Source organism: Pseudomonas schmalbachii, from assembly GCF_017589465.1.
Lineage (GTDB): Bacteria > Pseudomonadota > Gammaproteobacteria > Pseudomonadales > Pseudomonadaceae > Pseudomonas > Pseudomonas schmalbachii.
Genome location: NZ_JAELYA010000009.1, coordinates 193,047 through 212,248 on the forward strand (window position 1 = coordinate 193,047; position 19,202 = coordinate 212,248).

The window sequence follows — 19,202 nt, forward strand, 5'->3', positions numbered from 1 at the left end:
GTCAGCTCCAGGGGCTTGGGACGGGGCGGGCGCTGGGCGCCAGCGAGTCGATATGGCGGTAGTCGGCGCCCAGCTCGGCGGCCAGTTGGCGCGCACGGCCGAGGCGCACGGCGGTGGATTCGATGTCCACCAGCACGGCCGGACAGGGCAGCGGCGCCTGCGGCGGCCAGTCGCGCAGGCGGCCGTCGGTGAGGATCAGCAGGCGCTGGCTCTCGTCGGGTTTCAGGCGCTGGCGACGTTGCTGCCAGTCAGCCGCTTGTTGCAGGGCTTCCAGCAGCGGAGTGCCGCCGCCGGCGCCGAGGTTTTCCAGCCATTGCTGCAGGGCAGCGCCGGCCTTGTGCCCCTGCCACAGCCAGCGCGGTTGGGCGCCGCCTGCTTCGAGCACGGCCAGGCGCGCGCGCTGGCGATAGGCCTGGGCGAACACCTCCGCCAGCAGTCCCTTGGCCCGGCTCAGGGCGCCGCCACGGCGGGTGGAGGCCGAGGCATCCACCACGACCAGCCAGAGTTCCGCGGCGCGGGCACTGCGCGGGCGGTGCAGCAGGTCCTGCCGCTTGCGCGGGCGGCCCTGGCGCAGGCTGGCCGGCCAGTCCACCGCGCCCGCGTCACCGGCGCGCCGGGCGCCGCTGCGGCCGCCGGCCAGTTTGCCCGGTGAGGGTGCGGCATCCGTGGCTGGGCGCGGGCGGATGCTCAGGGCTTTTTTGACCAGCGCGGCGGTTCGCGGCGTTCGCCCATGGCCTGCGGCTGGGGCGGCAGGGCGCCCCACTGGCCGTCGGCGGAATCGTCGCGCGCCTGCGCGGAATCCTGCGGCTGCGGTTGCTGCGCAGAGGGCGGCGGCGCGTGGCGACGTCGATGGCGCAGAACGAAGTCGGCCACCGCGTCGATATCCGCTTCCTCTATCTGCCCGGCGCCGCGCCATGCAGCATGGGCGCGGGCGGCGCGCAGCCAAACCAGGTCGGCGCGCAGGCCGTCCACGGCGGCGGCGAAGCAGCGCTCGGCGATGCGCATCAGCGTGGCTTCATCCAGCGGAATGCCGGCCAGACGCCCGCGGGCGTTGGCGCAGCGCTGGCGCAGTTCGTCCTGGGCGTCGCGCCAGGTGGCGGCGAAGGCCTGTGGATCGGCGTCGAAGGCCAGGCGGCGGCGGACGATCTCCATGCGCCGGGCCGGTTCGGGCTGGCCGTCCAGCGCCAGGTGCAGGCCGAAGCGGTCGAGCAGTTGCGGGCGCAACTCGCCTTCCTCGCCGTTCATGGTGCCGATCAGCACGAAGCGCGCGCGGTGGCTGTGCGAGATGCCGTCGCGCTCGACATGGTTGAGGCCGCTGGCGGCGGCGTCCAGCAGCAGGTCCACGAGATGGTCCGGCAGCAGGTTGACCTCGTCGACGTAGAGCACGCCGCCGTCGGCGCGGGCCAGCAGGCCGGGGCTGAAGCGGGCGCGGCCTTCGCCGAGGGCGGCGTCCAGGTCGAGGGTGCCGACGATGCGGTCCTCGCTGGCGCCCAGCGGCAGGGTGACGAACTGGCCGTCCGGCAGCAGCTCGGCCAGACCCCGGGCCAGGGTGGACTTGGCCATGCCGCGCGGGCCCTCGATCAGCACGCCGCCGATGGCCGGGTCGACGGCGACCAGGCACAGCGCCAGCTTGAGGTCGTCGGCGCCGACCACGGCGGCCAGGGGAAAGTGGCTATCGGTCATGTCGATTCCGTAAGGAGGGAGCATCAGTTTTCCTCCGCATCCAGCAGCAGGTTTTCCAGCGCCGCGCGGTAGTCGCCGGGCTGTTGCCAGAGGCCGCGCTGCTGGGCTTCCAGCAGGCGTTCGAGCATGTCCTGCAGCGCGCCCGGATTGTGCTGCTGGATGAAGTCGCGGGTGTCCCTGTCGAGCAGATAGGCGTCGGCGAGCAGGGCGTACTGGTGGTCGTCGACCAGCTCGCTGGTGGCGTCGAAGCCGAACAGGTAGTCGACCGTGGCGGCCAGCTCGAAGGCGCCCTTGTAGCCGTGGCGCTTCATGCCGGCGATCCACTTGGGATTCACCGCGCGGGCGCGCACCACGCGGCCCAGTTCCTCCTTGAGGGTGCGGATGCGCGGGTTGTCCGGCTGGCTGCTGTCGCCGAAATAGCTGGCGGCCCGGGCGCCGCGCAGGGTTTCCACGGCGGCCAGCATGCCGCCCTGGAACTGGTAGTAGTCGTTGGAGTCGAGGATGTCGTGCTCGCGGTTGTCCTGGTTGTGCAGCACCGCCTGCACCTGCTCCAGGCGCTCGGCGAACCGCTCGCGGGCGGGCAGGCCCTCGGCGCTCTGGCCGTAGGCGTAGCCGCCCCAGTTCAGGTAGACCTCGGCGAGATCGGCGCGGGTCTGCCAGAGGCGTTCCTCCACCGCGTTCTGGATGCCGGCGCCGTAGGCCCCGGGCTTGGCGCCGAAGATCCGCCAGCCGGCCTGGCGCCGCGCCTCGACCGGGTCGAGTCCGCGATCCTGATGAGCCAGGGTCTCCTGCCAGACCCGCGCCGACAGCGGGTTGAGCTCTTCCGGCTCGTCCAGTTCGGCCACCGCCTGCACGGCCTGGTCGAACAGGCGGATCAGGTTGGCGAAGGCGTCGCGGAAAAAGCCGGAGACGCGCAGGGTGACGTCCACCCGCGGGCGGCCCAGTTGGTCCAGCGACAGCACCTCGATGCGTTCGACGCGCTGGCTGCCGGGCTGCCACACCGGGCGCACGCCGAGCAGGGCGAGGGCCTGGGCGATGTCGTCGCCGCCGGTGCGCATGGTCGCGGTGCCCCATACGGACAGGCCGAGCCGCTGCAGGTGTTCGCCCTCGTCCTGCAGATGGCGCTCCAGCAGGCGTTCGGCGCTCTGCACGCCGATGCGCCAGGCGGTGGGCGTGGGCAGGTTGCGCACGTCCACCGAGTAGAAGTTGCGCCCGGTGGGCAGCACGTCGAGGCGCCCGCGGCTGGGCGCGCCGCTGGGCCCGGCGGGGACGAAGCGTCCGTCGAGGGCGGCCAGCAGGCCGTCCATCTCGGCCGGGCCGCAGGCATCCAGCAGCGGGGCGATGCGTTCGCGCAACTCGGCGAGGACGGCGGCGCTGGCCGGGCCGATGGCTTCGCCGTGGTCTTCGATCAGTTGCAGCGCCAGGCGCTCAAGGCGCTCGCGGGTGTCGCCGTGGCTGCGCCAGACTTCGTCGCCCTGACTGCTCAGGCAGTCCGGACGCGGGCCGGACCAGGGCTCGGCCATGGCGCAGTCCAGCGGGTCGAAGCCGAGGCCCAGGTCCGCCGCCAGCGCACGCAGCAGACTGGCGTTGCCGCCCTGGCCGTCGCCCCGCGGGATACGCAGCAGCGCCAGCAGGGTGTCGCGGCGCAGCGCGCCCCGGGGCGATTCGCCGAACACATGCAGGCCATCGCGGATCTGCGATTCCTTGAGGTCGCACAGGTAGGCGTCCAGGCGCGGCAGCCAGCTGTCCGGATCGTCGTTCAGTTGCAGGCCCAGCTCGCGGTCGAGACTGGCTTCGCGCACCTTGTCCTGGATTTCGCCGCGCAACTCCACGGCGCGGCGCGCGTCGAGCTGGCTGGCCTCGTAGTACTCGTCGGCCAGCCGTTCCAGGTCACGCAGCGGGCCGTAGCTCTCGGCGCGGGTCAGCGGCGGCATCAGGTGGTCGATGATCACCGCCTGGGTGCGCCGCTTGGCCTGCGCGCCCTCGCCCGGATCGTTGACGATGAACGGGTAGAGGTTGGGCAGCGGGCCGAGGATCGCCGTCGGCCAGCAGGCGTCGGAGAGACCTACGCTCTTGCCCGGCAACCACTCCAGGTTGCCGTGCTTGCCGACGTGGATCAGCGCGTCGGCGGCGAACACGCTGCGCAGCCAGCAGTAGAAGGCCAGGTAGCCGTGCGGCGGGACCAGGTCCGGATCGTGATAGACCGCCGCGGCATCCACCTGATAGCCGCGCGCCGGCTGGATGCCGACGAAGGTCAGGCCGAAGCGCAGGCCGGCCACCATCAGCCGGCCGCCGCGGTACATCGGGTCCTGTTCCGGCTCGCCCCAGCGCTCGCGCACCGCCCGCTGGTTGGCTTGCGGCAGGCCGGCGAACCAGCGCCGGTAGTCGTCCAGCGCCAGGCTCTGGGCGCAGGGTCGCAGGTCCAGGTTGTCGAGATCGTTGGTCACGCCGCCGAGAAGCTGGTGGATCAGCGCGCTGCCGCTGTCCGGCAGACCCTCCACCGGATAGCCACGGCCCTGCAGCGCACGCAGGATGTTCAGCGCGGCGCCGGGGGTATCCAGGCCGACGCCGTTGCCGATGCGCCCGTCGCGGGTGGGGTAGTTGGCGAGGATCAGGGCGACGCGCTTGTCTGCGTTGGTCTTGCCAGCCAGCACGGTCCAGCGCCGCGCCAGTTCGGCGACGAAGTCCATGCCCGGCAGGTGCGGGCGGTAGCGCACCACGTCGCTCTGGCTGCGCTCGTTGCGCGCGGCCACGCCCTTGAAGCTGATCGGCCGGGTGATCAGGCGGCCGTCCAGCTCGGGCAGGGCGATGTGCATGGCGAGGTCGCGCGGCCCCAGGCCCTGCGGGCTGGATTGCCACTGCTGCTCGCTGTCCAGCGCGCAGAGCGCCTGCAGCACCGGAATATCACGGCGGAAGGGCCGCGCCTGTGGGGCCTCCGGGTTGGACTGGGCGAAGCCGGTGGTGTTGAGGATCACCGCCGCGCCGGCCTCGTCCAGCCAGGCCTCGACCTGCTCCAGGCAGCCGGCTTCCTTCAGGCTGGCCACGGCAATCGGCAGCGGATTCAGGCCCTGCATCTGCAGGCGCTGGCAGAACACGTCGACGAACCCGGTGTTGGCCGCCTGCACCTGCGCCCGGTAGAACAGCAGCGCCGCCACCGGGCGACCGGGCTGCCAGTCGTCGCGCCAGTGCTGCAACGTTGCCTCGGCGTGGCGCGGGTGGTGGATCAGGCTGCGCGGCAGGGCGCGTGGCTCGCTCCACGGGTAGTCGCGGCCGAGCCAGCGGCTGGCCAGGCAGTGGAGCAACTGGCGGGCGTTATCTGCGCCGCCCTGGCGCAGGTACTGCCAGAGGCGATGGCTGTCCTCGGGCGGGACGTTGCCGAGGTCGGTCAGTTCGGGATCGGGGCTGTCGTCGCCGGGGACGAGGATCAGCGTGGCGCCTTGCCGGCCCAGCTCCACCAGGCGCTCGATGCCGTAGCGCCAGTAACTGACGCCGCCATGCACCGAGATCAGGATGACTTTGGCGTGACGCAGCACCTGCTCGACGTGGAAATCCACCGAGGCGTGATTGGGCAACTGCGCCGGGCTGGCCAGGCGCAGGCTGGGGAAGTCCCCGGGGAGGCTGCGCGCCACCTCGGCCAGCAGCGACAGGTGCGAGTCGCCGGTGCAGAGGATCACCAGCTCGGCTGGGGTCTGGCCGAGGTCGGCGATGCTGTCGGCCGGCAGGGTGACGCCGGCCTGGGGGCGCAGCAGGTGCATGGCTTGCCTCTCCCGGCGCTGCCGGCTTACGCCAGGGCGGCCTGGAGTTCGGCCTCGATGGCGGCGCGGTCGAGCTTCTGGCCGATCAGCACCAAGCGGCTGTCACGCGGCTCGCCGGCCTGCCAGGCGCGTTCGAAATGGCGGTCGAAGCGCTGGCCGACGCCTTGCACCAGCAGGCGCATCGGCTTGCCGGGGATGGCGGCGAAGCCCTTGACTCGGAGGATGCCGTGCCTGGCCACGGCGTCCTTCAGCACGGCCAGCAGGCGCGCTTCCTCGGCCTCGGGCAGGACCACGTCGAAGGAGTCGAACTCGTCGTGGTCGTGGTCCTCGTCTTCCTCGTCGTGGTGGGTGCGGCGGGCGTCGATGTGCAGCTCGGTCTCGCTGTTCAGGCCGAGCAGCACCTCCAGCGGCAGCTCGCCGCCCTGCGCCTCGATGACCTTGACCGCCGCCGGCAACTCCTCGGCTACCTCGGCGCGCACGGCAGCCAGCGCGTCGGCGTCGAGCAGGTCGGTCTTGTTCAGCAGCACCAGGTCGGCGCTGGCCAACTGGTCGGCGAACAATTCGTGCAGCGGCGATTCGTGGTCCAGGTTCGGGTCCTGCTTGCGCTGGGCGTCGACCTGCTCGGGGAAGGCGGCGAAGGTGCCGGCGGCCACGGCCGGGCTGTCGACCACCGTGATCACCGCGTCCACCGTACAGGCGGTGCGGATTTCCGGCCAGTTGAAGGCCTGCACCAGCGGCTTGGGCAGGGCCAGGCCGGAGGTTTCGATGAGGATGTGGTCGAGTTCGCCACGGCGCTCGACCAGTTGGCGCATCACCGGGAAGAACTCTTCCTGCACGGTGCAGCACAGGCAGCCGTTGGCCAGCTCGTAGACACGGCCGCTGGCTTCTTCCTCGCTGCAGCCGATGGAGCACTGTTTGAGAATGTCGCCGTCGATGCCCAGCTCGCCGAACTCGTTGACGATCACCGCGATGCGACGGCCGCCGGCATTGGCCAGCAGATGGCGGAGCAGGGTGGTTTTGCCGGCGCCGAGGAAGCCGGTGACGATGGTGACGGGAAGTTTGGCGAGGGATTTCATGGCGGCCCCGGTGCGTCGGTGAAGTGGACGGACGGACAGGGGCGGACCGGATGCGGACGTGCGCAGGCCTGGCACCACCGGATCACCCCGCCCGGACGTTCAGGCTGCGTGAAAACTACTGCGCTCGGTTATGCCGCGTTGAAGTCAGGCTCAGAATGCTCATTTACAACTCGTAAACTGCGCTTCTTCGCCTGACTTCGCCTTGCCTAACCTTCGCTCGCTACGTTTTCACACAGCCTGAGTTGCTTTGCTTTCGAGGCAGGTCTCCTGGCTCACGGTTTGCGCCGAAGCGCGACCCCTTCACCTTCCCGCCATTGGCAGTGGTCTATCGAAGGGGCTTGAACCGTTCACAGTTGCGGGGGCAGCCAGGGCATTGACCCTGTTCCCTCTTAGCCACACCCAGGCGGGTGCGGACCTCGAAGGCAGAAAGGCTACGCAGTGCGTGAGGGCCGGTCAACCTCGCGGTTGACGCTGAGTGCGGCTTCGTGATCTTGTAAAAAAGCTGTTTCAGGTGCCTCTCGCCGCCGTGCGCGAGGTGAAACGGGAAGCCGGTGGGTCCGTCTCCGAGAGAGCGGACGAGTCCGGCGCTGCCCCCGCAACGGTAAGCGATCGACGGGTCATCCACGCCACTGTGCCTAGTGGCCTGTTTGGTTGATTCAGTTAGTCAATTTCGGCCCCTGTGGCCCTCATGCTGCGTTAGCGCTCCTCGCCATAGCCCTGCTATGACTCGTCGCGCTGCCTTGCCTGAGAACCACAGGAATCCGAACTTGAGTTAACCAATCAACCGCACAGGCCACTGCATGGGAAGGCCGACCCGGTTCCTGCAAAGGCGTCGCAAGCCCGGAGACCGGCCTGAATCCCTGTTTGGCAACCCGCGGTGGGCGGGCGCGCGCCGGCTTCTGGCCACCCGTGGGCCATTCTCCTGCAGCGTTCCTTCCGCCGGTCATAGCAACCTTCGGAAGGTGTCCATCATGTCCAGCCGCACGCTGTCGTCCCCCGCATCCGTTTCGCTCCCCCTGTCCAAGCGCGTGGCGATCGCCGCCGGCTGCTGCCTGCTCGGCGCGCTGCTGATCTTCTTCGCCGGCTTCTCGCACATCGAGGCGGTGCACAATGCCGCCCACGATACCCGCCACAGCGCCGCCTTCCCCTGCCACTGAGACCGCCCGCCATGATCAAGCGCATCGCCCGGACCGCGGGCTTTTCCGGCCTGCTCGCCGCCATCCTGCTGACCCTTTTGCAGAGCCTGTGGGTCACCCCGCTGATCCTCCAGGCGGAAACCTTCGAGAACGCCGAGCCGGTGGCCGAGCACAGCCACGGCGAAGCAGTTGCGGCTCACCAGCACGAGCACGAGGAAGCCGCCGGGCATAGCCACGACGGCGAGGCCTGGTCTCCCGAGGACGGCTGGCAGCGCACGCTGTCCACCGGCCTGAGCAACCTGGTGGTGGCTGTCGGCTTCGCCCTGATGCTCGCCGGCCTGTTCACCCTGCGCGCGCCGAACCGCACCTGGCAGGGACTGCTCTGGGGCCTGGCCGGTTTCGCCGTGTTCAATCTGGCGCCGTCCGCCGGCCTGCCGCCGGAACTGCCGGGCACCGCCGCTGCCGACCTGCTGCTGCGCCAGTACTGGTGGATCGGTACCGCCGCGGCCACCGCCGCCGGCCTGGCGCTGATCGCTTTCTCCCGCAACTGGCTGCTGCGCGGCGTCGGCCTGGCACTGCTGGCCGTGCCGCACCTGATCGGCGCGCCGCATCCGGAGGTGCACGAGAGCCTGGCGCCCGAGGCGCTGGGGCATGAGTTCATCCTCGCCTCGCTGCTGACCAACGCGCTGTTCTGGGCCGCCCTTGGCCTCGCCGCAGCCTGGTTCTTCGGCCGTGACGCCCGGCACGACGCCTGAGCCGGTGACCATCGCCGGCCTCGGCTGCCGTCGCGGTTGCACGGTGGCCGAGCTGCGCGAGTTGCTGGAGCACAGCCTGCAGCAACTCGCGCTGCCGCTATCGGCGCTGGATGGGCTGGCCAGCGGCGCGCACAAGCGCGAGGAGGCGGGCATGCTGCAACTGGCCGCCGACCTCGGCCTGCCACTGGCCTTCTGCTCCACCGAACAACTGGCCGCGCAAGAAGCGCTGCTGGCTCAACCCAGCGAGCGCGTGCGCGAGCTGACCGGCGCCGCCAGCGTGGCCGAAGCCGCCGCCCTGGCCCGCGCGGCGGAACTCGGCGGCCGTCCTGCCAGATTGCTGTGCGGCAAGCAGCGCAGCGCCGCCGCCACCCTCGCCATCGCCCGTGCCTGAATCGGAAATTCCCTCATGACCGTCTATTTCATCGGCGCCGGCCCCGGCGATCCCGAACTGATCACCGTCAAGGGCCAGCGCCTGATCCGCAGCTGTCCGGTGATTCTCTACGCCGGCTCGCTGGTGCCCGAGGCCGTGCTGCAGGGCCACAGCGCCGAGCAGGTGGTGAACACCGCCGAGCTGCATCTGGAGCAGATCGTCCGGCTGCTGGCCGAAGCCCATGCCCGCGGCCAGGACGTGGCCCGCGTGCACTCCGGCGATCCCTCGCTGTACGGCGCCATCGGCGAGCAGATCCGCCATCTGCGCGCCCTCGGCATCCCCTTCGAGATCGTCCCCGGCGTCACCGCCACGGCGGCCTGCGCGGCGCTGCTGGAGGCCGAGCTGACCCTGCCCGAGGTATCGCAGACGGTGATCCTCACCCGCTACGGCCACAACTCGCCGATGCCGCCGGGGGAGGAACTGGCGGCACTGGCCAGCCATCGCGCGACCATGGCCATCCACCTCGGCGTGCAGCATCTGCCGCGCATCGTCGCCGACCTGCTGCCGCACTACGGCGCCGGTTGCCCGATCGCCGTGGTGCACCGCGCCAGTTGGCCGGATCAGGAGTGGGTGCAGGGCACCCTCGCGGATATCGAGGACAAGGTGCGTGACAAGGGCTTCCGTCGCACCTCGTTGATCCTCGTCGGGCGGGTGCTGGGCGCGGCGGATTTCGCCGAGTCGGCGCTCTATGCCGAGGCCACCCGCCACCTGTTCAGGCGCGAGGGCGCAGGCAGTAGCGACTGAGGTCGGTGTTGCCGAGGTTCTCGGCGATGGCGATCTCGCCGCCCAGCGCCGCCAGGCGGGTGTTCAGGTCGCTGGCGTAGAGCGCCTGGCGAAAGCGCGGGTAGTCCAGTTCGGGTGCCAGCCACTGGTGCAGTTGCGGCAGTTGGAACTGCCAATGGCCGGGATGGCAGGCGAAGCCGGCGGCGTGCAGACGGGCGAGCAGCGCGGCGTCGCCGTCGAGCACGGCCCGGCATTGGGCGAAGAAGCTTTCCACGGGATCGTTCATGGCGGCGAATATTGCGCGGCGGCAGCCGGACGGGCAACCGGGCGGCTGTCCGAAAGCCCGGCGCGGCGTTGACGCCCCCGGTGCCAGCCTCTACCCTGCGCCTCTGCTACAGGTGCCCCCGACGCCATGCGTCCATGGGGTGAAACAGGGAAGCCGGTCCAGATTCCGGCGCTGCCCCCGCAACGGTAGGTGAGTCAAAGGTTGCATCCAGCCACTGTGCATCGCATGGGAAGGCGCAACCGGGGAGCCCATAGCTCCGCTCACGAGCCCGGAGACCGGCCTGAAGCGATCCATGGCATTGCGGCGGGCTTTGCGGGTGGGCGGCCCGTTCGGCCGTCCTGCGTGTCGTCCTCCTCCTGCCTCCATCGTCCGATTGCGCCGCGCCTGCCTAGGGTCGCGGCGCCGATGCTATGCCGCGACGCAGCAGGTCGCGAGGAGTGAGACATGAGCGAATCCGCCGCGCGCGACGAACGCCACAAGGCGCGCATGCAACGCAAGAAAGCGCTGATCGACGAAAAGATCGCCCAGGCCCAGGACGAATACGGCCTGCTGCTGGTGCACAGCGGCAACGGCAAGGGCAAGAGCAGCTCGGCCTTCGGCATGGTCGCCCGCGCGCTCGGCCACGGCATGCGGGTCGGTGTGGTGCAGTTCATCAAGGGCGCGGCCAGCACCGGCGAGGAAACCTTCTTCCGCCGCTTCCCCGAAGAAGTCAGCTACCACGTGATGGGCGAGGGCTTCACCTGGGAAACCCAGGACCGCCAGCGCGACATCGAGAAGGCCCGCGCCGCATGGGTGGTGGCGAAGGAGCTGCTGAACGACCCGCAGATCGGCCTGGTGGTGCTCGACGAGCTGAACATCGCGCTCAAGCACGGCTACCTGGAACTGCCGGCGGTGCTCGCCGATATCGAGGCGCGTCCGCTGCTGCAGCACGTGGTGGTGACCGGCCGCGGCGCGTTGCCGGGGATGATCGAGGCGGCGGATACCGTCACCGAGATGGGCATGGTCAAGCATGCGTTCAAGGCCGGCGTGAAGGCGCAGAAGGGGATCGAATTTTGACCGCCCGCAGCTGCCCGGCCCTGCTGATCGCCGCCCCGGCTTCCGGCCAGGGCAAGACCACCGTCACCGCCGCCCTGGCGCGCCTGCACACGCGGGCCGGCAAGCGCGTGCGGGTGTTCAAGTGCGGCCCGGACTTTCTCGATCCGATGATCCTCGCCCGTGCCTCCGGCGCGCCGGTGTACCAGCTCGACCTGTGGATGGTCGGCGAGGACGACAGCCGCCGCCTGCTGTGGGAGGCCGCCGGCGAGGCCGACCTGATCCTGATCGAAGGGGTGATGGGCCTGTTCGACGGCAAGCCCTCGGCCGCCGACCTGGCGCGCCTGCTGCGGGTGCCGGTGCTCGGCGTGATCGACGCCGGCGCCATGGCCCAGACCTTCGGCGCGCTGGCCTACGGACTGGCGCATTTCCAGGACGACCTGCCGTTCGCCGGAGTGCTGGCCAACCGCACCGGCAGCGCCCGCCATGGCGACATCCTGCGCGACAGCCTGCCGCCGGGGCTGCGCTGGTACGGCGCGCTGCAGCGCTCCGCCGCACTGGAGCTGCCGCGCCGCCACCTGGGGCTGATCCAGGCCGAGGAACTGGCCGACCTCGACGCCCGCCTGGATGCCGCCGCCGATGCGCTGCTGGCCAGCGCCGGCGCAATCCTGCCCGAGCCGGTGAGCTTCGCCGCACCGTCCGAAGAGCTTCAGGAGTCGCTGCTGGCCGGGGTGCGCATCGGCGTGGCGCGGGATGCCAGCTTCGCCTTCCTCTACCAGGCCAACCTCGACCTGCTGCGTGCCCTGGGCGCGCAACTGATCCATTTCTCGCCGCTGGCCGACCGCGCCCTGCCGGAGGTGGACAGCCTCTACCTGCCCGGCGGCTACCCCGAGCTGCACCTGCGCCAACTGGCGGCCAACCGCCCGATGCTCGATGCCATCCGCGCTCATCAGGCGGCGGGCAAGCCGATCCTCGCCGAGTGCGGCGGCATGCTCTACCTGCTCGAAGCGCTGACCGACAAGGAGGGCGAAAGCGCCGAACTGCTCGGCCTGCTGCCGGGCAGCGCGCGGATGCAGCCGCGCCTGGCGGCCCTGGCCCTGCAGGAAGTCGAGCTGCCGGAAGGGCGCCTGCGCGGACACACCTACCACCATTCCGTGCTCGACTGCGCCGAGGAACCGCTGGCCCGCGGCCTCTGCCCGAACGGCAAGGCGGTGGCCGAGGCGGTCTATCGCAGCGGCCGCCTGACGGCCTCCTACATCCACTTCTACCTGCCGTCCAATCCCCGGGCGGCGGCCGGGTTGCTGCGGCCATGAGCGAGCACGCCTTCAGCGCCGAGGAACGCGCCGCGGTCTACCGCACCATCGCCGAACGCCGCGACATGCGCCATTTCGCCGGCGGCGAGGTGGCGGCCGAACTGCTGGCGCGGCTGCTGCAGGCGGCGCACCAGGCCCCCAGCGTCGGTCTGATGCAGCCCTGGCGCTTCATCCGCATCACCCGCGCGGAACTGCGCGCGGGCATCCATGCGCTGGTGGAAGCCGAACGGCTGCGCACCGCCGAGGCCTTGGGCGAGCGCGGCGACGAGTTCATGCGGCTGAAGGTGGAAGGCATCCGCGACTGCGCCGAACTGCTGGTGGTGGGGCTGATGGACGGCCGCGAACGGCACGTCTTCGGCCGCCGCACCCTGCCGGAAATGGACCTCGCCTCGGTCGCCTGCGCCATCCAGAACCTCTGGCTGGCCGCCCGCGCGGAAGGACTCGGGCTCGGCTGGGTCTCGCTGTTCGAGCCGCAGGCGCTGGCCGAACTGCTGCACATGCCGGCCGGCAGCAAGCCGCTGGCGATCCTTTGTCTTGGCCCGGTCACCGGGTTCTATCGCGAACCGATGCTGGTCGAGGAAGGCTGGGCGACGCCGCGACCGCTGCGGGAACTGCTGTTCACCGACAGCTGGGGACTGAGCCAATGAGCCTGGTACTGGCGGCCTTCGCCGGGGTGATCCTCGATGGCCTGCTCGGTGAGCCGCGCCGCTGGCATCCGCTGGTGGCTTTCGGCGGCCTGGCGCAGCGCATCGAGCGGCGTTTCAATCGCGGCGGCAACGGCTGGCGCAGCCATGGCGTGACGGCCTGGTGCCTGGCGGTGCTGCCGCCGACCCTGCTCGCCCTGCTGCTGGCGCGCCTGCCCTATGTCGGCTGGCTGGTGGAGGTGCTCGCCCTGTACGCCGCCCTCGGCCTGCGCAGCCTCGGCGAGCATGCCCAGCCGGTGGCACAGGCGCTGCGACTCGGCGATCTGCCGGCGGCGCGGCAGCGGGTCGGCTACATGGTCAGCCGGCAGACCGCCGAACTGGACAGCGCCGGGGTGGCCCGTGCCGGCACCGAGTCGGTGCTGGAGAACGGCAGCGATGCGGTGTTCGCCGCGCTGTTCTGGTTCCTCGTCGCCGGCGCGCCGGGCGTGGTGCTGTACCGCCTGAGCAACACGCTGGACGCCATGTGGGGCTATCGCAACGAGCGTTTCGAGCGCTTCGGCTGGGCCGCGGCGAAGATCGACGATGTCCTCAACTACCTGCCCGCGCGTCTGGTGGCGCTGACCTATGCGCTGCTCGGCAGGACCGCCCTGGCCCTGCGCTGCTGGCAGCGGCAGGCGCCGCAATGGGACAGCCCGAATGCCGGCCCGGTGATGGCGGCCGGTGCCGGCGCGCTCGGCGTGGCACTGGGCGGCGCGGCGATCTATCACGGCGAACTGCATGTGCGCCCGGACCTGGGCGAAGGCCCGGCGCCCGGCGCGCGGGATATCGAGCGGGCGCTGAACCTGGTGTATGGCGGCGTGCTGCTGTGGCTGGCGCTGCTTCTGCCTGGGAGTCTCTACCTTGCTTGAGCATGGCGGACGTCTGCGCATGGCCGCGCAGCAACATGGCATCGCCCTGGCCGACTGGCTGGACCTGTCCACCGGCATCGCCCCCTACGGCTGGCCGCTGCCGGCGATCCCGGCGGCAGCCTGGACGCGCCTGCCGGAACTGGACGACGGCCTGGAAGCGGCGGCCCGCGCCTATTACGGCGCAGCGGCCGTGCTGCCGGTGGCCGGCTCGCAGGCGGCGATCCAGGCTTTGCCGCGGCTGCGGCGCGACGCCCGGGTGGGGATCATCTCGCCGGCCTATGCCGAGCACGCCGAGGCTTGGCGCCGCGAGGGCCATCAGCTGTCGGAGATCGGCGAGGAGGCGGTGGACGCTGCCCTCGACCATCTCGATGTGCTGCTGCTGATCAATCCGAACAATCCCACTGGCCGGCGCATCGAACCGCAGCGCCTGCTCGACTGGCATGCGCGTCTGGCCGCGTGCGGCGGCTGGCTGGTGGTGGACGAGGCGTTCGTCGATTGCACCCCGGAGCTCAGTCTGGCGTCTTCCAGCCACTTGCCGGGACTGATCGTCCTGCGTTCGTTCGGCAAGTTCTTCGGCCTGGCCGGCATCCGCCTGGGCTTCGTACTGGCCGAGCCGTCGCTGCTCGACCGGCTTGCCGAACTGCTCGGCCCGTGGACGATCAACGGCCCGGCGCGGGCGCTGGCCACGAGCCTCCTGCAGGACGGCGCCGGCCAGCAGCACCAGCGCGAACGCCTGCGGGCCGATGGCCTGCGTCTGGCCGATCTGCTTGGCCGCCACGGACTCACGCCGACGGGTGGCACCGCGCTGTTCCAACTGGTGCGGCATGAGCAGGCCGCCTCACTCCACGAATTCTTCGCCCGCCGCGGCATCCTGCTGCGGCTGTTCGCCAACCCTTCCAGCCTGCGCTTCGGCCTGCCCGGCGACGAGGCCGGCTGGCAGCGCCTGGAGCAGGCGCTCAAGGAGCACCCATGACCACCCTGATGGTGCAGGGCACCACGTCCGACGCCGGCAAGAGCACCCTGGTGACCGCCCTGTGCCGCTGGCTCAGGCGCCAGGGCGTGAGCGTCGCGCCGTTCAAGCCGCAGAACATGGCGCTCAATTCCGCCGTCACCGCCGACGGCGGCGAGATCGGCCGCGCCCAGGCGGTGCAGGCCCAGGCCGCCGGGCTGGCGCCGCATACCGACATGAACCCGGTGCTGCTCAAGCCCAACAGCGACACCGGCGCCCAGGTGATCATCCACGGCCGCGCCGTCGGCAACATGGACGCGGTGGTCTACCACGACTACAAGCGCGTCGCCCACGAGGCGGTGCTGCAGTCCCACGCGCGCCTCGCCGCCCGCCATCCGGTGGTGATGGTGGAAGGCGCCGGCTCGCCCGCCGAGATCAACCTGCGCGCCGGCGACATCGCCAACATGGGCTTCGCCGAGGCGGTGGACTGCCCGGTGATCCTGATCGCCGACATCGACAAGGGCGGGGTGTTCGCCCATCTGGTCGGCACCCTGGAACTGCTGTCGCCCAGCGAGCAGGCGAGGGTTTGCGGCTTCGTCATCAACCGTTTCCGTGGCGACCTCAGCCTGCTGCAACCGGGCCTCGACTGGCTGGAGCAGCGCACCGGCAAGCCGGTGCTCGGCGTGCTGCCGTACCTGATGGACTTCCACCTGGAGGCCGAGGACGCCATCGACCAGCGCCAGGCCGGCAAGGACGGCGAACTGCTCAAGGTGGTGGTGCCGGTGCTGCCGCGCATCAGCAACCACACCGACTTCGACCCGCTGCGCCTGCATCCGCAGGTCGACCTGCGCTTCGTCGGCCCCGGCCAGGCGCTACCGCCGGCCGACCTGGTCATCCTGCCCGGCTCGAAAAGTGTGCGCGCCGACTTGGCCTTCCTCCGCGAGCAGGGCTGGGACGCGGCGATCCAGCGCCACCTGCGCTATGGCGGCAAGCTGCTGGGCATCTGCGGCGGGTTGCAGATGCTTGGCACGCGGATCGACGATCCCCACGGCCTGGAAGGCGCGCCCGGCAGCAGCGCCGGCCTCGGCCTGCTGGACTTCGCCACCGTGCTGGAACCGGAGAAGCAACTGCGCAACGTCCACGGCCGGCTGTGCCTGGAACAGGCGGCGGTGAGCGGCTACGAGATCCATGCCGGGGTGACCACGGGCGCCGCGCTGCAACGGCCGGCGGTGACGCTGGAAGATGGACGCCAGGACGGCGCCGTCAGCGGCGACGGACAGGTCATGGGCACCTACCTGCACGGTCTTTTCGAGTCGTCGGGCGCTTCGGTGGCTCTGCTGCGCTGGGCCGGCCTGCGCGAGGTGCGGGCGGTGGACTACCACGCCCTGCGCGAGCGCGATATCGAGCGGCTGGCCGATCTGGTCGAGGCGCATCTGGATACCGGCCGGCTGCGCGAACTCTGTGGATTGCGGCCATGAACCGGCTTGAACTGATCCTCGGCGGCGCCCGTTCCGGCAAGAGCCGGCTGGCCGAACGGCTGGCGGCCGACAGCGGGTTGGCCGTGACCTACATCGCCACCAGCCAGGCGCTGGATGGCGAGATGAGCGAGCGCATCGCCGGGCACCGGGCGCGGCGTCCGGCCGACTGGGGGCTGGTCGAGGAACCGGTCGAACTGGCCCGGGTGCTGCGCGAACAGGCGTGCGCCGAGCGCTGCCTGCTGGTCGACTGCCTGACCCTGTGGCTGACCAATCTGCTGATGCTGGACGACGAGGCACGCCTTTCTAGGGAGCGCGATGACTTGCTGGAATGCCTGCCCGGGCTGCCGGGGCGGATCATCCTGGTCAGCAACGAAACCGGCCTCGGCGTGGTGCCGCTGGGCGAACTGACTCGCCGCTATGTCGACGAGGCCGGCTGGCTGCATCAGGCCGTGGCCGAACGCAGCCAGCGGGTGCTGTTCAGCGTCGCCGGCCTGCCGATGGTCCTGAAGGGAGAGAGCCTGTGAATGATTTCTGGTGGCAGGCCGACTGCCGGCCGCTCGACCGCCAGGCGGCGGCGCAGGCACTGGCGCGCCAGGCCGAACTGACCAAACCGGCTGGCGCCCTCGGCCAGTTGGAGGAGCTGGCGGTGCGTCTCGCTGCCCAGCAGGGGCGCGTCTGCCCGCAGCTGGAACAGGTGTGGATCGGCATCTTCGCCGGCGATCACGGCGTGGTCGCCGAGGGCGTCTCGGCTTATCCACAGGCGGTGACCCGGCAGATGATCGGCAACTTCGCCACCGGAGGCGCGGCGATCAGCGTGCTGGCGCGCCAGTTGGGGGCGAGCCTGGAAGTGCACAACCTCGGCACGGTCGAACCGGCGGCGGAACTGCCGGGCGTCTGGCAGCACCAGTTGGCGCCGGGTACGGCCAACTTCACAAGAGAGCCGGCGATGAGCGTCGAACAGTGCCTGGCGGCGCTGCAGGTCGGCCGCATGGTGGCCGGGCGTGCCGCTGGCTGCCAGTTGTTCATCGGCGGCGAGATGGGCATCGGCAACACCACGGCGGCCAGCGCCCTGGCCTGCGTGCTGCTGGAGAAAGCGCCGGAAGAACTGATCGGCCCCGGCACCGGCCTGGACAGCGCCGGCATGGCGCGCAAGGTCCGCGCCGTCGAATCCGCCCTGATGCTGCATGGGCAGGCTGCCGAGCCGCTGGAGTGCCTGCGGCGCCTGGGCGGCCTGGAAATCGCCGCGCTGGCCGGCGCCTACCTGGGCTGCGCGCAGCAGGGCATCGGCGTGCTGGTCGATGGCTTCATCTGCAGCGTGGCGGCCCTGCTGGCCGTGCGCCTGAATCCGGATGCGGCCGACTGGCTGCTGTTCAGCCACAGTGGCGCGGAGCCGGGCCATCGCCACGTGCTCGCCGCCCTCGACGCGCAACCGCTGCTGCAACTGGGATTGCGCCTGGGCGAGGGCAGCGGCGCGGCGCTGGCGGTGCCGCTGTTGCGGCTGGCCTGCGCGCTGCACGGGCAGATGGCGACCTTTGCCGAAGCGGCGGTGCAGGATCGATGACCCTGCGGCTGGATTTGTTGCGCCATGGCGAAACCACCGGCGGCAGCGGTTTCCGTGGCAGCCTCAACGATGCCCTCAGCGAGCGCGGCTGGCAGCAGATGCACGCGGCCGTGGCCGGGCAGGGTGGCTGGGAACTGGTGATCAGCTCGCCGCTGCAGCGTTGCGCCACCTTCGCCCGGCAACTGGCCGAAGCCCGTGGCTTGCCGCTGCGCATCGAGGCCGATCTGCGCGAACTGCATTTCGGCGACTGGGAAGGCCGCGATGCCGCGCAAGTCCACGAGGAAGACAGCGAGGCGCTGGGCCGTTTCTGGAGCGATCCGTTCACTTTCACGCCGCCGAACGCCGAGCCGGTGCGCGACTTCGCCGCGCGGGTGATGGCGGCGGTCGCCCGTCTGCAGCGGGAGCTGGCCGGCCGACATGTGCTGCTGGTGACCCACGGCGGGGTGATGCGCCTGCTACTGGCCCGGGCCCGTGGCTTGCCGGCGCAGCAGTTGTTGCAGGTCGAGGTCGCTCATGCCGCGTTGCATGGCCTTGAGGTCGCCGTCGACCTGAGTCTGCGCGAATGCGTCTGCCCGAGCCGCTGCTGATCGCCCTGCAGTTCCTCACCCGCCTGCCGGTGAGCCTGCAGGACATGCCGGCGCCGCTGCAGCTGGGGCGTTCGCTGCTGTGGTATCCGGCGGTCGGCGTGCTGGTCGGTGGGCTGCTGCTGTCGCTGCATATGGCGCTGGCCGGCACACCGGCGCTGCTGCAGGCGGCGCTGCTGCTGGCGCTGTGGGTCGGCCTGAGCGGCGGACTGCATCTGGATGGACTGGCCGATACGGCGGATGCCTGGATCGGCGGCCATGGCGACCGCGAACGCACCCTGGCGATCATGAAGGACCCGCGCAGCGGACCGATCGCCGTGGTCACGCTGGTGCTGCTGCTGTTGCTCAAGTTCGCCGCGCTGGTGGCGCTGCTGCAGGCCGGGCAGTGGGCCGCGTTGCTGCTGGCGCCGTGGCTGGGACGCGGGCTGCTGCCGCTGCTGTTCCTCACCACGCCGTATGTACGCGCCGGCGGCCTCGGCCAGGCGCTCAGCGAGCATCTGCCGCGCCGGCAACTGCCCTGGCTGCTGGGCGGCAATGCGCTGGTCATGCTGCTGTTCGGCTGGAGCGGGCTGCTGGCCATCGGCGGCGCGCTGCTGACTTTCTATCTGCTGCGCCGCGCCTTCGTCGCCCGGCTGGGCGGCACCACCGGCGATACCGCCGGGGCGCTGCTGGAGGTGGGCGAGTGCGTGGTGCTGGTGGTACTGGCGGTGGCTTGAGTCGGGGGCGCGCACTTCGTAGGAGATTCAACCGTAGGTTGGGCTTCGCTCCTGTAGGTTGGGCTGAGGCACGAAGCCCAACGATGGCCGGGCGCTGCACCGTTGGGCTTCACTGCGTTCAGCGCCAACCTACGAGTCCCGGTCGCCCGATGCAGGGACGTCCAGTCGTAGGG

The 19,202-nt window shown here is 70.8% G+C and carries 19 protein-coding genes and 3 riboswitches; of the genes, 14 read left to right on the plus strand and 5 right to left on the minus strand.

The window, feature by feature from the left end; translation table 11 throughout:
- Window position 1: 1 nt before the first annotated feature.
- From JFY56_RS21300 to cobW, 4 genes are read right to left on the minus strand one after another with little or no spacing between them, the layout of a single operon-like run.
- Window positions 2-706 carry a vWA domain-containing protein gene (locus JFY56_RS21300; RefSeq protein ID WP_408004450.1) on the minus strand — a complete coding sequence of 235 codons (705 nt, stop codon included), beginning with the start codon at window positions 704-706 and terminating at the stop codon, window positions 2-4.
- Entirely contained in the window at window positions 688-1,683 is a 996-nt protein-coding gene (locus JFY56_RS21305) for an ATP-binding protein (protein ID WP_208316143.1), read from the minus strand. Before JFY56_RS21305 ends, JFY56_RS21300 begins: the two co-directional genes overlap by 19 nt.
- Before the next feature lie 23 nt (window positions 1,684-1,706).
- Complete coding sequence (gene cobN / locus JFY56_RS21310) at window positions 1,707-5,438, minus strand: cobaltochelatase subunit CobN (RefSeq protein WP_208316144.1); 3,732 nt, start codon at window positions 5,436-5,438, stop codon at window positions 1,707-1,709.
- A gap of 26 nt (window positions 5,439-5,464) precedes the next feature.
- The gene (gene cobW, locus JFY56_RS21315; RefSeq protein ID WP_208316145.1) at window positions 5,465-6,514 is read right to left on the minus strand and encodes a cobalamin biosynthesis protein CobW; all 1,050 of its coding nucleotides are present in this window, start codon (window positions 6,512-6,514) and stop codon (window positions 5,465-5,467) included.
- 240 nt (window positions 6,515-6,754) lie between these two features.
- Window positions 6,755-6,948, minus strand: a riboswitch (cobalamin riboswitch).
- A gap of 58 nt (window positions 6,949-7,006) precedes the next feature.
- Window positions 7,007-7,384, plus strand: a riboswitch (cobalamin riboswitch).
- A 101-nt stretch (window positions 7,385-7,485) separates the two neighbouring features.
- Between cobW and JFY56_RS21320 the strand changes: the two genes are divergently transcribed.
- From JFY56_RS21320 to cobM, 4 genes are read left to right on the plus strand one after another with little or no spacing between them, the layout of a single operon-like run.
- Window positions 7,486-7,671, plus strand: coding sequence for a CbtB domain-containing protein (locus JFY56_RS21320; RefSeq protein ID WP_208316146.1), 186 nt, complete (start codon window positions 7,486-7,488; stop codon window positions 7,669-7,671).
- A gap of 11 nt (window positions 7,672-7,682) precedes the next feature.
- A complete protein-coding gene (locus JFY56_RS21325; protein ID WP_208316147.1) occupies window positions 7,683-8,405 on the plus strand; it encodes a CbtA family protein in 723 nt (240 codons plus the stop codon).
- Window positions 8,383-8,796, plus strand: coding sequence for a cobalamin biosynthesis protein (locus JFY56_RS21330; protein WP_208316148.1), 414 nt, complete (start codon window positions 8,383-8,385; stop codon window positions 8,794-8,796). Before JFY56_RS21325 ends, JFY56_RS21330 begins: the two co-directional genes overlap by 23 nt.
- Window positions 8,797-8,811: 15 nt before the next feature.
- Window positions 8,812-9,579: a precorrin-4 C(11)-methyltransferase gene (gene cobM, locus JFY56_RS21335; protein WP_208316149.1), complete on the plus strand. Its 768-nt coding sequence runs from the start codon at window positions 8,812-8,814 to the stop codon at window positions 9,577-9,579.
- Here the strand turns inward: cobM and JFY56_RS21340 are convergent.
- Window positions 9,548-9,844, minus strand: a complete 297-nt coding sequence (locus tag JFY56_RS21340) for a hypothetical protein (protein ID WP_208316150.1) — start codon at window positions 9,842-9,844, stop codon at window positions 9,548-9,550. The two genes, cobM and JFY56_RS21340, sit on opposite strands and share 32 nt — an antisense overlap.
- Window positions 9,845-9,937: 93 nt before the next feature.
- Window positions 9,938-10,142: riboswitch (cobalamin riboswitch) on the plus strand.
- Window positions 10,143-10,288: 146 nt separating this feature from the next.
- Between JFY56_RS21340 and cobO the strand changes: the two genes are divergently transcribed.
- Genes cobO through JFY56_RS21390 form a run of 10 tightly spaced genes read left to right on the plus strand, consistent with a single transcriptional unit; the run spans window position 10,289 to window position 19,029 of the window.
- Entirely contained in the window at window positions 10,289-10,900 is a 612-nt protein-coding gene (gene cobO / locus JFY56_RS21345) for a cob(I)yrinic acid a,c-diamide adenosyltransferase (protein WP_208316151.1), read from the plus strand.
- Complete coding sequence (locus tag JFY56_RS21350; RefSeq protein WP_208316152.1) at window positions 10,897-12,189, plus strand: cobyrinate a,c-diamide synthase; 1,293 nt, start codon at window positions 10,897-10,899, stop codon at window positions 12,187-12,189. The genes cobO and JFY56_RS21350 overlap by 4 nt, the downstream gene beginning before the upstream one ends.
- Window positions 12,186-12,836 (plus strand): 5,6-dimethylbenzimidazole synthase, encoded by a 651-nt coding sequence (gene bluB / locus JFY56_RS21355; protein ID WP_208316153.1) that lies wholly within the window; start codon window positions 12,186-12,188, stop codon window positions 12,834-12,836. Before JFY56_RS21350 ends, bluB begins: the two co-directional genes overlap by 4 nt.
- Window positions 12,833-13,741 carry an adenosylcobinamide-phosphate synthase CbiB gene (gene cbiB / locus JFY56_RS21360; protein ID WP_208316154.1) on the plus strand — a complete coding sequence of 303 codons (909 nt, stop codon included), beginning with the start codon at window positions 12,833-12,835 and terminating at the stop codon, window positions 13,739-13,741. Before bluB ends, cbiB begins: the two co-directional genes overlap by 4 nt.
- Window positions 13,734-14,714, plus strand: coding sequence for a threonine-phosphate decarboxylase CobD (cobD, locus tag JFY56_RS21365; protein ID WP_208316155.1), 981 nt, complete (start codon window positions 13,734-13,736; stop codon window positions 14,712-14,714). The genes cbiB and cobD overlap by 8 nt, the downstream gene beginning before the upstream one ends.
- Window positions 14,711-16,168 carry a cobyric acid synthase gene (locus JFY56_RS21370; RefSeq protein ID WP_208316156.1) on the plus strand — a complete coding sequence of 486 codons (1,458 nt, stop codon included), beginning with the start codon at window positions 14,711-14,713 and terminating at the stop codon, window positions 16,166-16,168. Before cobD ends, JFY56_RS21370 begins: the two co-directional genes overlap by 4 nt.
- Window positions 16,165-16,692, plus strand: a complete 528-nt coding sequence (gene cobU / locus JFY56_RS21375) for a bifunctional adenosylcobinamide kinase/adenosylcobinamide-phosphate guanylyltransferase (RefSeq protein WP_208316157.1) — start codon at window positions 16,165-16,167, stop codon at window positions 16,690-16,692. Before JFY56_RS21370 ends, cobU begins: the two co-directional genes overlap by 4 nt.
- Entirely contained in the window at window positions 16,689-17,729 is a 1,041-nt protein-coding gene (gene cobT / locus JFY56_RS21380) for a nicotinate-nucleotide--dimethylbenzimidazole phosphoribosyltransferase (protein ID WP_208316158.1), read from the plus strand. The genes cobU and cobT overlap by 4 nt, the downstream gene beginning before the upstream one ends.
- Window positions 17,726-18,316: a histidine phosphatase family protein gene (locus tag JFY56_RS21385; protein ID WP_208316159.1), complete on the plus strand. Its 591-nt coding sequence runs from the start codon at window positions 17,726-17,728 to the stop codon at window positions 18,314-18,316. Before cobT ends, JFY56_RS21385 begins: the two co-directional genes overlap by 4 nt.
- A complete protein-coding gene (locus tag JFY56_RS21390) occupies window positions 18,292-19,029 on the plus strand; it encodes an adenosylcobinamide-GDP ribazoletransferase (protein WP_208316160.1) in 738 nt (245 codons plus the stop codon). The genes JFY56_RS21385 and JFY56_RS21390 overlap by 25 nt, the downstream gene beginning before the upstream one ends.
- The last annotated feature ends 173 nt before the right edge of the window (window positions 19,030-19,202 follow it).